This window comes from Microlunatus elymi, assembly GCF_007362775.1.
Classification (GTDB): domain Bacteria; phylum Actinomycetota; class Actinomycetes; order Propionibacteriales; family Propionibacteriaceae; genus Microlunatus; species Microlunatus elymi.
The window spans coordinates 4059307-4072341 of record NZ_CP041692.1 but is presented as its reverse complement, the minus strand read 5'-3'; the positions used below and the strand labels follow the sequence as shown (position 1 = coordinate 4072341).

General features: G+C 67.8%; 11 protein-coding genes. 5 read left to right on the top strand and 6 right to left on the bottom strand.

The window, feature by feature from the left end:
* Nucleotides 1-4 precede the first annotated feature (4 nt).
* On the bottom strand, nucleotides 5-562 hold the full coding sequence (locus FOE78_RS18320; RefSeq protein WP_168207580.1) for a Uma2 family endonuclease: 558 nt from the start codon (nucleotides 560-562) through the stop codon (nucleotides 5-7).
* 142 nt (nucleotides 563-704) lie between these two features.
* A complete protein-coding gene (locus tag FOE78_RS18315; protein WP_143987563.1) occupies nucleotides 705-1586 on the bottom strand; it encodes an alpha/beta fold hydrolase in 882 nt (293 codons plus the stop codon).
* A gap of 42 nt (nucleotides 1587-1628) precedes the next feature.
* Between FOE78_RS18315 and FOE78_RS18310 the strand changes: the two genes are divergently transcribed.
* On the top strand, nucleotides 1629-2411 hold the full coding sequence (locus FOE78_RS18310; protein ID WP_143987562.1) for a Stf0 family sulfotransferase: 783 nt from the start codon (nucleotides 1629-1631) through the stop codon (nucleotides 2409-2411).
* On the opposite strand, the gene FOE78_RS18305 is transcribed toward FOE78_RS18310, so the two are convergent.
* Nucleotides 2347-3480, bottom strand: a complete 1134-nt coding sequence (locus FOE78_RS18305) for a polyprenyl synthetase family protein (RefSeq protein ID WP_143987561.1) — start codon at nucleotides 3478-3480, stop codon at nucleotides 2347-2349. The two genes, FOE78_RS18310 and FOE78_RS18305, sit on opposite strands and share 65 nt — an antisense overlap.
* 83 nt (nucleotides 3481-3563) lie before the next feature.
* Here FOE78_RS18305 and metF point away from each other — a divergent pair, with 83 nt between their 5' ends.
* Nucleotides 3564-4529 carry a methylenetetrahydrofolate reductase [NAD(P)H] gene (gene metF, locus FOE78_RS18300; protein WP_210414658.1) on the top strand — a complete coding sequence of 322 codons (966 nt, stop codon included), beginning with the start codon at nucleotides 3564-3566 and terminating at the stop codon, nucleotides 4527-4529.
* Here the strand turns inward: metF and FOE78_RS18295 are convergent.
* The 3 genes from FOE78_RS18295 to FOE78_RS18285 all read right to left on the bottom strand — a co-directional run bounded on the left by FOE78_RS18295 (nucleotide 4480) and on the right by FOE78_RS18285 (nucleotide 9722).
* Entirely contained in the window at nucleotides 4480-6750 is a 2271-nt protein-coding gene (locus FOE78_RS18295; RefSeq protein ID WP_228265883.1) for a HelD family protein, read from the bottom strand. The genes metF and FOE78_RS18295 overlap by 50 nt on opposite strands.
* Before the next feature lie 344 nt (nucleotides 6751-7094).
* Nucleotides 7095-8360 (bottom strand): phytoene desaturase family protein, encoded by a 1266-nt coding sequence (locus FOE78_RS18290; protein ID WP_143987560.1) that lies wholly within the window; start codon nucleotides 8358-8360, stop codon nucleotides 7095-7097.
* Nucleotides 8361-8426: 66 nt separating this feature from the next.
* Nucleotides 8427-9722: a cytochrome P450 gene (locus FOE78_RS18285; RefSeq protein ID WP_143987559.1), complete on the bottom strand. Its 1296-nt coding sequence runs from the start codon at nucleotides 9720-9722 to the stop codon at nucleotides 8427-8429.
* A gap of 264 nt (nucleotides 9723-9986) precedes the next feature.
* On the opposite strand from FOE78_RS18285, the gene FOE78_RS18280 reads away from it, so the two are divergent.
* From FOE78_RS18280 to dinB, 3 genes are all read left to right on the top strand, one after another.
* The gene (locus FOE78_RS18280; protein ID WP_266094984.1) at nucleotides 9987-10616 is read left to right on the top strand and encodes a PIG-L deacetylase family protein; all 630 of its coding nucleotides are present in this window, start codon (nucleotides 9987-9989) and stop codon (nucleotides 10614-10616) included.
* 381 nt (nucleotides 10617-10997) lie between these two features.
* Nucleotides 10998-11720 carry a class I SAM-dependent methyltransferase gene (locus FOE78_RS18275; protein ID WP_143987558.1) on the top strand — a complete coding sequence of 241 codons (723 nt, stop codon included), beginning with the start codon at nucleotides 10998-11000 and terminating at the stop codon, nucleotides 11718-11720.
* Nucleotides 11721-11754: 34 nt separating this feature from the next.
* Nucleotides 11755-12927, top strand: a complete 1173-nt coding sequence (dinB, locus tag FOE78_RS18270; protein WP_228265881.1) for a DNA polymerase IV — start codon at nucleotides 11755-11757, stop codon at nucleotides 12925-12927.
* Nucleotides 12928-13035: the final 108 nt, after the last annotated feature.

The following is a 13035-nucleotide window of genomic DNA, read 5'->3' as shown; positions in this document are numbered from 1 at the left end:
ACGATCAGTCGACGGGGCCGAGGAGCTCGCCGACCGAGAGCTCAGTGCCGGCGTACCGCAAGCCGATCCGCTCCCCGCGCCGATATTCGGTACGAGTGCGGTAACCGGCAGCCGTGGGATCGGTGTGCTCGTAGATCGCGTCCCGCGTGATCACCCAATACGTCGGGTAGCCGGCCGAGCCGTAGATCGCCGGCTTGACCGTGAGATCGCGCATCACCGACTCGTCGGACACCTCGACGACGAGAAGTACGTCGGCAGGTTTCCAGACAGAGAGCCGATCGCTCAGCTGTCCTGCTGGTTCGGCTCCCGCCCGACGGACCCAGCAGTCGGGGTCAGGTAGCGAATCACCGGCCGACAGAGTGGACCCGGTGACGATGCCGCCGGCGACGTCGCGCAGGATTCCGCCGATCCGAAATGCGGTCTCTCCATGCCATTCTCCGATCACCACCGGCACCACCTCCCCGTCGATCAGCTCGACCCGAGCGTCGAACGCACCGGCCTCGTAGGCGCGCAGGAAGCCGTTCGGGCTCCACCGGTAGGTCTGGTCCGCGGCACTGGTCACGTCCGCCAGACTAATCGGGGCAGCCGACAAAAGGCACTGCCGAGCTGAGGGGACCTAGCCGCGGTATCGGCTCGAGGTGGTGGTGGCCGACTGGCGTCATGTCGGTCGTGTGTTCGACGCGAGACGATGTGGGCGCTGGACCCTAGGAAGCGATCAGCTGCGTCACCGCATCTGCAACCTGTTTTGGTAGTTCCTCGGGAAGGAAGTGTCCGCACCGGAGGGCAACGGTATGCACGTCGGCGGCCCAGCTTTCCCAGATCCGCACTGGATCGAAGGGCAGCCGCGCTTCGCCCGGATCCTGCCAGGCGGCGAGGACGGGCATTGTCAGGCGTCGCCCCTCGGCCTGATCACGTTCGTCCTGGACTCCGTCAATGAATGCGCTGGCTCGGTAGTCGTCACAGATGGCATGTATGGCCTCAGGTCGACCGGCGGCGCTCAAGTAGTGAGCTCGGACATCCGGCGGGATCGCTCCGGGCACCTCGGTCCACGTATCGAGGAAATGCCCGAAGAACACGTCGGGATCAGCGCCGATCAGCCGCTCGGGTAGGTCAGTGGGTTGAGCAAGCAGATACAGGTGGAAGGCGAACACACCGCCCGGGCCCTGTAGGGCGGCCCAGTTGTCGACAGTGGGGAGGATGTCCAGCACTCCGAGATGGGTAACCGAGTCCGGATCATCAAGCGCAGCGCGAAACGCGACCAGACCACCACGATCGTGTCCAACAACAGCGAAACGCTCATAGCCCAACTGATGCATCAGCTTGACCATATGCCTGCCGAGGAGAGCCTCATCGAACGACTGTGGGGCGTCGCCAAGGCGGGCACTGTCTCCGTAGCCGGGTAGATCTGGACAAACGAGTTGGAAGCGGTCGGCCAACAGAGGAACCACCGAACGCCAGGTCAGACGGGTCTGTGGGAACCCATGCAACAGCAGCACCGGAGGACCGTCGCCACCCACATCCGCCACCACATCGTGTCCACCCACCGAGACCTTCGTGGTCCGCAGAGGCATCATCGAGATCTGCATGTGCACAACAGTCGCACCAGCCACTGACAATAGGGTGCTGGTGTGGCCCCAGTGCCGGAGCGTTCCTACCTCATCTGCGGTACGCCGCGCACCGGCAGCACATTCCTGTGCGGGTTGCTGGCCTCGACCGGGGCGGTCGGCCGGCCGGAGTCCTACTTTCGGATTCAGAACGAGTCGGACTACGCCCGCCAGTGGAGCATCGACCAAACCGATGGGTGCGTGGATCAGGGGGCCTTCGTGGCTGCCGCTATCGCTGCCGGCAGTACCGCGAACGGGATCTTCGGTTGTCGGGTGATGTGGGGCAGCCTGGACAACGTCGTCGCCAAGATCGATCCGAGCATCGCGGTCCACAGCCCACAAGCTGATCTTGGGTTATTGCAACGCGCCTTCGAGCCAGGTTTGACCTTCGTCTACCTGAGCAGGCAGGACGTGCTCGCGCAGGCGGTCTCCTGGGCTCGCGCTGAACAGACCGCCTACTGGCAGACCGGTGATGTCGCCGCCGGCGAACCGCACTTCGACCCCGAGCAGATCGACCTGCTGGGGCAGACGATCGAGGAACACAATGCCGCCTGGCGATCATGGTTCGCAGCGGCCGGCGTGCGACCGCTGGCGATCGCCTACGAGGAGTTGGTCGCCGATCCCGTCCGTACGGTGCGCGACCTGCTTGATCAACTCGGCATCGAAATCCCAACTGGTACACGGATCGCCGCGCCGGATCGCAGGCAGTCCGACGAGTTGAACGAGGGCTGGCTGCGGCAGTTCAGAACCTGCGACGAATCGCGGCCGAGGCCAGGGCGGTCAGGGCCGTCCGGCCGGCATCGGTGAGGTCGGCATGCTCCAGCGCTTGCATCGCCACGTGTTGATCATGATCGATCATCTGCTCCACCGCATCCCGGGCACCGGAGTCGATGATCACCCGTTGCAGCTCGGCGACACCGGCAGCATCAAGATTCTTGTTGCCCAGTTGGGATTCCAGCAGTTTGCGACCGCCCGGATCGGTTCGCGCCAGGGCTTGCGCGACCAGCACCGTACGCTTGCCCTCGCGAAGATCATCTCCGCTGGGCTTTCCCGTCACCGCGCTGTCGCCGAACACGCCGAGCAGGTCATCGCGATACTGGAAGGCACGGCCGATCGGTGAGCCGAAGGCGGCGAGTTGATCTTGCAGCGCCGAGTCCGCGCCACCCAGCGCGGCACCGAACTGCAACGGCCGCCGTACGGTGTATCGGGCCGACTTGTACTCGACCACGCGGCTCGCCTCGTCCAGCGCGCGCTCCAGCACCAGGCGGGAGTCGTCGGCCTGTTCCGGCAGGTAGCTGGCGTGATCCTGCGCCTGGGCAACCACGTCGAGGAACTGGCCGGCCGTCACCTCGGTCCGCATCACCTCCACGATCGGCAGCCCGCGGTCCAGCACACTCAGCGGCAGCCCGGACTCGTGCAGCAGTTGCATCGACCAGATCAGCAACAGATCACCGAGCAGGATCGCACCCGCTCGGCCGAAGACGGCCGGATCTCCGCTCCAGCCGAGATCGGTGTGCAACCGTTCGAACTGGCGATGGGCGGCCGGTTTTCCTCGGCGCAGATCCGAAGCGTCCATCACGTCGTCATGTACCAGAGCGCTGATGTGCAACAGATCCAGACTGGCCGCGGCCTTGATCAGCGCGGGCCCGAGCTCGCCCGGATCATCGGCGGCGGCCACGTAACCCCAGTAACAGAAGGCGGGACGCAGCCGCTTGCCGCCGGCGGCCAACTCGGCGCCGATCCGATGCACCGGCTCCAACTCGGTACCGACCGGCTTCAGCACCGCCGCCTGCCGATCGAGGAAGTCCTTGATCGCCACCGACACCGCGTCGATGAAGTCGGGGCCGAGAGGGGATCCGGGCTCGGGATGGGTCACGGCCCTGAGCCTACGTGTCGGCCACCGGTCATCTGCGGACGGTTCGACCACCTCGGGCGGTCGCGCCGTTAGGCTTGGCCGCTATGGCCGTGCACACCACCTCGTCGAGCCCGACCGGGGCTGCCCGTACCCCGACGCGCAGTGCCGCGTCGAGCATGCGTGCGCCCTCGATCGCCGACCTGTTGGCGCGTGCGGATCGGCCGTTGTTCTCGTTCGAGTTGTTCCCGCCACGCAACGAGGAGGAGGAACGACGGGCCTGGTTCACCGTTCGCCGGCTGGAGTCGTTGGCTCCCGATTTCGTCTCGGTGACCTACGGTGCGAACGGCACCACTCGGGATCGGACGATCAAGATCACCGAGCAGATCGCAGCCACCACCACGTTACGGACGATGGCTCACCTGACCGCCGCCTCACAGAGCAAAGCCCAACTGCGCAAGGTGATCGGCTCGTACGCGGCCGCCGGGATCCGCCATGTGCTGGCCATCCGCGGCGACATGCCGGGCGGCCCGACCGTGCCGTGGGAACGCCATCCCGACGGGCTCGCCAACGCCACCGAACTGGTCGCGATGATCCGCGAACTCGGCGACTTCTGCATCGGCGTCGGTGCCTTCCCCGACATCCATCCGCAAGAACGCGACGCCGATCTGGATGCCCGGGTGCTGGCCGCCAAGGCCGCGGCCGGGGCAGATTTCGCGATCACCCAGCTGTTCTTCACTCCGGCTCGCTACTTCGAGCTGGTGGATCGGGTTCGCTCGCTCGGCTGCGACATCCCGATCATCCCGGGCATCCAGCCGGTCACTCGGATCAGCCAGATCCAGCGATTCGCCGAGCTGTCCGGGGCCGAGCTGCCCGCCTCGGTCGTGGGCCGGCTGGAAGCAGAGGGCGACGAGCCGAAGGCGGTTCGCAAGGTCGGCGTGGAGATTGCCGGCGAGCTGGCCGCCGAGTTGCTCGCCGGCGGAGCCCCCGGCGTGCACCTCTACACGATGAATCGGTCGCTGGCTACCCGAGAGGTCTACGCCAGGTTGCGCCGGGAGTTCGGTCGAGCGTGATCAGCCGCTGGGTCGGTCGGGTCAGCGCGACGTAGAGCACCCGCTCGCCGCCCGGCGTCTGACTGACAAGATCATCGGGGGAGACGACCAGCACGCCGTCGTACTCAAGTCCCTTGGCCTGCAAGGCTGTCACCACGATCACCCGCCGCAGATCATGATCGTCGATCTCGGAGTTGATCTTGGTCTCGACGCTGTCCAGCAACGACGGCGGGCAGATGACGCCGACCGTGCCCTCCACCACGGTGAGCAGATCTCGTACCGCTCGGACGGCGTCCGGACCAAGATCATCGCCGCGCTGTGCGACGCGCAACTCCGGCTCGATGCCGACCGATCGGACCGCCTTCGGCAGATCGGCCTTCGGGTAGGCATGCAGCGCGACCTTGGCGGCCAGCTCGAAAACCTCGGCCGGGCTGCGGTAGTTGGTGCTCATGTGGAATTCGCGATGCGGTGCCTTGCCGATCACCTGCTGGATCGCCCGCTGCACCTCGTCCGGATCCGGCCAGGAGCTCTGCGCCGGATCACCGACGATGGTCCAACTGGCGTGCTGGCCGCGACGGCGGAGCATCCGCCACTGCATCGGCGAGATGTCCTGCGCCTCGTCCAGCAGGATGTGCGCGTAGGTCTGGTAGGGCTCGGCGAACGGATCCACCTCGCGCTGCACCGACAACCGATCGGCCACGGTGACCAACTCGCTGACCTGGGAGCCCTCGTCGTCGAGGAAGATGTTCGGCTCGGTCTCGGTCTGCGGCACCGGGCCGATCCGGTCGATCAACTCGTCCAGCAGCGCGCCGTCGGCGATCGTCGGCTCACCGCCGCCGGCAAAGCTGTCGGCCAGCAATTGTTGATCATGATCGGAGAGGCTGCCGGCCGCGACCTGACGCAACGTGTCGCGATCACCCAACCGGGCCAACGCCTCCTCGGCGGACAGGTAGGGCCACCAGGCGTTGCAGAACATCCGGAACGACGCCATCGAGCCGATCTGCTCGTCGAACTGATCGCGATCCAACTCGATCTGCGCCGGCTTCAACGCCCACAACGCGTTCAGCAACGCCGACTCGGCCGCGGCCCGGCCCTGGTTGACCCGATAACGCGACAGCACATCGGTACGGATCCGGTTCAGCTGGTCGACTCGCAGCACCAGCGGCTCGCCCTTGATCGTGACGGCCAGGATGTCCGGCGCGCCCTTGGTCGGCAGCGCGGCCACCCGCTTGAGGACGCCGACCATGGCCAGCCGGCCCTTGATCCCGGCGACCTCGGCGCTGTCGGTCCGCTCGCCGCTGAGCTTGACCACGTCGGAGGCGACCGCGCCGATCGGCCGCAGCGTGACCGACTCCTCACCCAGCGACGGCAGCACCCGTTCGATGTAGTTCATGAACACCCTGCTCGGGCCGACCACGAGCACACCGCCGGACTCGAACCGACGCCGATTGGAGTAGAGCAGGTACGCCGCGCGGTGCAGGGCCACCACGGTCTTGCCGGTGCCGGGTCCGCCGGTGATCATCGTCACGCCCTGGTACGGCGCCCGGATCGCCTCGTCCTGCTCGGCCTGGATGGTGGCCACGATGTCGCGCATCTGGGCGCCCCGTGCCCGCGACAGCGCCGCCATCAGGGCGCCCTCGCCGACCACCACCAGGGTGTCGTCGGCATGTTCGTCGTCCAGCAGGTCGTCCTCGATGCCGATCACCTGTTGACCGCGGGAGCGCAGCACTCGGCGCCGGATCACGTTCATCGGCTTGGTCGGGGTGGCCCGATAGAACGGCTCGGCGGCCGGTGCCCGCCAGTCGATCACCAGCGGTTCGTAATCCTCGTCGCGGACCCCGATCCGGCCGATGTAGTGGGTCTGCCGGTCGGCCCGATCGAGCCGGCCGAAGACCAGGCCCTCGTGCTCGGCGTCCAGGGTGGCCAGCCGTTTGGCGGCCTGGAAGGCGAACACGTCGCGCTCGTACAGCCCGGTGCCGTCCTCCTCCCGGACGTAGCTCTGCCGGTCGGACTGATAGCGCGAACGCCCTTCGGAGGCGACCTGCCGGGCGGAGCGCGTCGCTTCGCCCAACCGGGCGTACACCTGGTCGACGTGGGCTTGTTCTCCGGCGATCTCGGCGGCGATCACCTCGGGGGAGGTGGTGCCGCGACTGCCGCCCTGCCGGCCGTTGCCGGCCGTGGTCTGTGCATCGTCTGCTGTATCGGCTGCTGCTGTGGAACTGCTCTCACCGGGAGTTGACAAGAAGATTCCTTACTCCATTGGTCGAACTCGATATGTTAGCGCGGTCGGAATGGGTGCCGCTGCCGCGATGCGATCTGGCGTCCTACCTTCCGGGGGACGACCCCGGACCCCCGCCTTGATCACCTTCACGGTGATCTCAACCCGCGCCCTTCGCTGCGCTTCGGGCGCGGTCTCGCGCTGGGGCGCTCGAGGGGGCGTTCAATCCGAGTTTCAAGCGCTCGTGGTGACGGCATCGGGGTCCTGAGCCTGTCGAAGGACCGGAATCCGACCGCGCGCATGACGCGGCCTCAAGGGTCCTGAGCGTGTCGAAGGACTGCGACGCGACCCGTTGCAGGACGGGACGCTCAGCGGGGTTCGAGGGGGCGGTCGGGGGCGACCAGACGCTGACTGGCGTACGCGGCCAGGGCGCCGGAGAGCACCTGCATCGACGGGGCCGGCCCGCCGCGGGAGAACGGGCCGGCGGTGTAGAGGCCGGTCAGTTCGCTGCTGATCGGCGGGCGCTTCAGCCAACCGGCGAATCCGCGCCAGCCGAGGCCGGCGGTCGGATCGGTGCGCGGTTCGGTGTAGTCGTGCACGATCCGCAGGGTCCGACCGTCGACCGGACGGGTGTATTCGATCCGCGGGCCGACGCCGGCGGTATGCCGGATCGTCTCGGTCGGCTCGCCGCGGGCCGGCAGTCCCGCGTCGTCCCAGCGCACCTCGATGCTCGGAGCCAACGCCTCGGGCAGCCGCTCCAGCCGCCGGCGCTCCTTGCGGGCAGTCCTACCCGGCAGCAGCCGGTGGTAGAGCTGGTCGGCATCGCAGGTGGCGATCACCGCGTCGGCCGCCAGACGGTCGTCGGCGATCACGGCGAGCGGGTCGGTCTCGATGGCTGTGGCGGGCGTCTGCAACCTGACCTCGACCTTGCGCAGCGACAGCCGCTGCTGCAGCGAGTTGATCATGGTCGTCCCGGATCCGGCCGTCCAGCGGCCGAAGGTGCGGTCCAGATACAACTGGACCGCACAGAAGGCCGGCACCCGCTCCGGCGGCCCACCGGCCGGATGACCAAGATCACGGATGATCATGGACAGCTGCGGATGATCGAGGCAATCGGCGACGTCGGCCAGGGATTGCTTGTGCAGAAGGGTTTTCCGGACCATACGCGGGAGTTGATCACGACCGGACAGTTCGGCCTCGATGCCCAACGGGCGCAGCGTCTGCCACACCTCGCCGAGGCTGTCGACCAGATCGCGCCAACGATCGGCGACCGGCCGGCCGAACCTGGTCGCGATCGCCTCGTCCTGATCGCCGCGGCCGATCGGCAGCACGAATTCGGTGCCGTCGGCAAAGAGGTGCCGGGTCGGCGGCGCCGGTACCAACTCGTCGCCGCTGCGCGCGAACTCCGCCTCCAACGAGCGGCCGCTCTTGCGGAACAGATCCCGCCACGGGGCAGGGAAAGAGAAGATCGGCGGCGCGGCGTCCACCGGGATTCCGTCAAGATCACGTGCTGCCCAGGCCCCGCCGAGTCGATCGCGTTGTTCCAGCAGTACGACGTGATGCCGGGCCTTGGCCAGCCGTGCGGCCGCCGCCATCCCGGCCAGTCCGCCTCCGATCACCACCAGCTCAGCCACAGCCGCAGACCCTACGCCAACCGTCGGCCGGCACAGCAGCGACGGTGATCCCGCCCGGGGTCGTGTTCAGACGGTCGCGGGCAGGTCCGCGTTCAGTCGTACCGGCAGTGACTTCAACCCGTACACGATCGACAGTTCCTGGAACTGCAGCGCGCCCGGCTCGATCGCCAGGGTCATCTCCGGGAATCGCTTGGCCAGCGCAGGAAACGCCGCCCGCAGCTCCATCCGGGCCAACTCCGCGCCGACACAGCGATGCAGCCCGTGGCCGAAGGCGAAGTGCGACTGGCCGGGGTTGCGGTGCGGGTCGAACGCCTCCGGATGGTCCGCGTACATGGCCGGGTCGCGATCCGCGCCACTGAGCGAGACCAGGAGCGGATCGCCCGCCTTGATCTGCTTGCCGCCGAGAAGATGATCTTGTTTTGCGAAGCGGGGGAAACCGATCTGGACCACCGTCAGGTAGCGCAGCATCTCCTCGACGATCGCGTCGACACTGTCCGGCTCGGTGGCCAGCATCCGCATCGCCTCCGGATTGCGCAGCAGCACCAGGGATCCCAACGAGAGCATGCTGACCGAGGTCTCGTAGCCGCCGGTGAACACCCCGTCGGCCAGGCCTGCCAGCTCCAGGTCGGTGACGTCGTCGCGGTTGTCCTTGATGATCTGGCCGATCAGGCCGTCGCCCGGATTCTCCCGCTGCTGGCGAACCGCCTCGATCAGGAAGCTGCGAGACTCCACGCCGGCGTTGAGCGCTCCCATCCCGCCGCTGGTCACGTCGAACCGGGCCGGACCGAGCTCCTGGAAGGTGGCCCGGGACTCGATCGGCAACCCGAGCAGGTCACAGATCACCGTGAACGGGATCGGGAACGCGAAGTCGGGCACCAGATCGACCACCGGCCCCTTGCCGGCCACATCGTCGAGTTGTCGCTCGATGGTGGCGCTGATCTTCGGCTCTAGCCGCTGCAACCGACGCCGGGTGAACTCGGGTGTCAGGATCTTGCGCAGGCGGGTGTGGTCCGGCGGATCGGTGAAACCCAGACCGCCGATGTCATGCGCATCCGAGGTGTCCCGGTTGCCGACATAGGGCCGGACGTCGTTGCTGTAGCCGTCCCGGCTGCCCAGCACCTGCTTGGCTTCCTCGTAGCCGGACACCATCCAGATGCTCAGCCCGAACAGCTTTCCCAGCCGGGTCACCGGCTCTTCGGCACGGCGCTGCGCCAGCTCGGGCACCGGATCGATCCCGTCGCGCATGAAGGGCAGTTGGAACTGTTTCGGCACCGCCGACAGCTGAGAGAGGTCCAGTTGGCCGCCGGTGCGGGCCAGCAGCCGCCGGCCGAGCCATGCCCGGATCGTTGAACGAAGACCCATCACCCATCCAAGTCTGTCAGGCCTGCCACCCCTGGGCAGGTCACAGCCAGACCCTATCCGGCCCGGTACGACCGACCGGCGAACCAGCACCGCAACGAAGGCGAAGAATCTTGACCACTGTCTGTTCTAGTTTCGTTCCATGACAGCTACCCCAAAGGCGGTCGAGCCGCCGGAACGTGCGCTCGAACCGTTGGACGAGGACTGGCAACGAGCCGTCTGCATCGTCGCCCACCCCGATGATCTTGAGTTCGGGTGTCGGCCGCGGTGGCTCGATGGACCGGTCAGGGCAAGCAACTCCGCTACGTCATGATCACCAGCGGCGAAGCCGGCATCGACGGCATCACGCCCGACGAGTGCCGGCCGATCCGCGAAGCCGAGCAGATCGCCTCGGCCAACGTGGTCGGAGTGGACCGGGTCGACTTCCTCGGCCAACCCGACGGAGTGCTGGAGTACGGAGTCGGCCTGCGCAAGATCATCTGCGCCGCGATCCGCAGCTGTCGGCCCGAGATCGTGATCACCGGCAACTTCCACGACACCTTCGGCGGCGACCGGCTCAATCAGGCCGACCACATCGCGGCCGGCCGCGCGGTGCTGGACGCGGTCCGCGACGCCGCCAACCGGTGGGTCTTCCATGATCAGGTCGAGTCCGGGTTGCAGCCCTGGGACGGCGTACGGCAGGTCTGGGAGGCCAATTCGCCGCAGGCAGGGCACGCGGTCGACATCAGTGACACCTTCGACGCCGGCGTCGCGGCGCTCAAGGCGCACGCCGCCTACCTGGCCGGGCTGAGCTACGAGATCGATCCGGAGGAATTCCTGGAGGGTTTCGCCCGCCAGGCCGGCACCCGCTTCGGCACCAGATTCGCGGCACTCGCTCAGGTCTACCGGTTCTCCTGAGCCGCGCTTCTGCTGATCACCGGGCCAGGGAGGGCTCGATCTCTTCCGACTGTCGGAGCTCTCGGGTAACGTTGCCGATTGTCGAATGGTTGTTCGAAAACGGTGCTCGGCGGGGTGTCTGACACCCGCCACAGGCAAGGGCCCGATCGGACGATCGTGGTGACCCGTGACGTTCGCGGCGTCGCGGATCCGGGCCGCTTCGGCCGGACGGACCTCGACCCCCGTTCCGGTCGGAGCTCCCGGCGACCGCCCCGGTATTTCGGCCGGGGGTGGGTTGCTGCGCGAGAAGGGGGAGACGGTTGCAAGACTTGGGCCACACCACCAGGGGTGAACGGCGGTTTCCTGGGCAGGCGGTGGCCGAGAGAGCACAGGAGGATCACGATGGCCGAGGTCCGGCGCAATCGGTCTCGATCGGTGGCGGGTGCGCTGCTGGACGACCTGCTCAGCACCCAGCTACGGGACTGGCAGACCCGGCGCGGCCTGGCCGAATACAGCGTCACCGACCTCGGCGGTGGCACCGGGACACTGGCGATCAGGCTCGCCGAGGCGGGCCATCCGGTGACCGTGATCGACCCGAGCCTGGATGCGCTGGCCTCGCTGCAGCGGCGGATCACCGAGCGTCAACTGGCCGATCGGCTGCGCGGCATCCAGGGCGACGCCTCGGAGATGGTCGCGCTGCTCGGCACGGACTCCACCGATGTGATGGTCTGCCATCGGACTCTGGAGGTCGTCGACGATCCGGGTACGGCGCTGGCCGCGATGGCCGAGGTGGTCCGGCCCGACGGTGTGCTCAGCCTGGTCGTTCCGCAACGGCGGGCAGCCGTGCTGTCGCAAGCCCTGCAGGGACACATCCCGGTTGCGTTGCAGATCCTCGACGATCCGGCCAGGTTCGACCTGGAGCAGGTGGTCGACCTGGTGGAGCGGGCCGGTTTCGCGATCAGCGACATCAGCGGCATCGGGATTTTGGCCAATCACGTACCGCAGGCCGCGTTGGAGGCCGAACCGGGTCTGCTCGAGGCGCTGTACGAGTTGGAGACCAGGATCAGCACGGACGTCGCCTTCCGCGCCATCGCGCCGTGGGCGCACATCTTCGCCACGCGCTGATCCGGCAGTCGGCGACCGGGATCGGGGGCACCCGGTGAGCGTGATCATGCACGTCGACATGGATGCCTTCTTCGCCTCGGTCGCGCTGCGGCACCGACCCGAGCTGTGGGACGTCCCGGTGATCGTCGGCGGCGCGCACCGCAGCGTGGTACTGGCTGCCAACTACCCGGCCCGCCGGCTCGGCATCAGCTCCGGCATGCCGGCCATGCGGGCGCGACGACTGGTCCCGGGGCTGATCACCGTGCCGCCGGACTACGACGCCTTCAGTACGGTCTCGGCCGGCATCTTCGCGATCTTCGACAGCATCACCGCCCATGTCGAGCGCGGCTCGATCGAGGAGGCCTTCCTCGATGTCACCGGGGCGATCCGCCGCCTCGGCCCGCCGGCCCAGATCGGCGAACAGATCCGGGCCACCGTCGCCGACGAGCAACAGATCACCTGCTCGGTGGGCATCGGCCCGACCCGGTTCGTGGCCAAGGTCGCCTCACGGCAGGCCAAACCCGACGGCCTGGTCGAAGTGACCCCGGACCGGGTGGCCGACTTCCTGCATCCGTTGGCGGTCGAGGAGCTGTGGGGGATCGGCCGCTCCACCGCGGAGGGTCTGCATCGGCTCGGCATCTTCACCGTCGCCGACCTGGCGAGGATGCCGCGGCCGGTGCTGCAGCATGCCTTCGGCCAGCGGTACGGAGCGATGCTCGCGGACCTGGCGTGGGGCAGGGACGGCCGGCGCGTCACCCTGGGCGCCCGGGAACACAGCACCGGAGCGCAGGAGACGTTCGCCGTCGACACCGCCGACCCGCGGATCATCGAACGCGAGCTGCTGCGGATGTCCGCCCGGGTCGCGCACCGGCTGCGTACCAGCGGCAAGCTCGCACGCACGCTGAGCATCTCCATCCGCTACTCCGACTTCTCCACGGTGACGCGATCGGCGGTGCTGCCGACCCCGTCAGACGTCACCGGTGAGTTGCATGCGGTGGCGGTCCGGCTGTTCGCGCGGCTGGCGACGCGTGGCAAGCGGATCCGCCGGGTCGGAGTGCGTGGCGAGCAGATGGTGCCGGCCGGCAACACCTACCGGCAGCCGCTGCTCACCGATCCCGAGCGGGGTTGGCGTGAGGTCGAGCAGGCGATGGACGCCGCCGGCGCCAAGTTCGGATCGAAGGCGGTGCAACGACTCGCACTGGTTCGACCCGCCCGCCCAGCCGGCTGATCCGGCAGATCCAACGCTGAGACGTCTTGCCAGCGCGCCGAGCGGGAACGTAACCTTCGGCCTACAGCGCGCAGGAGCGCCGGTTCGCCGAGTCCATCGGGCAAGGTC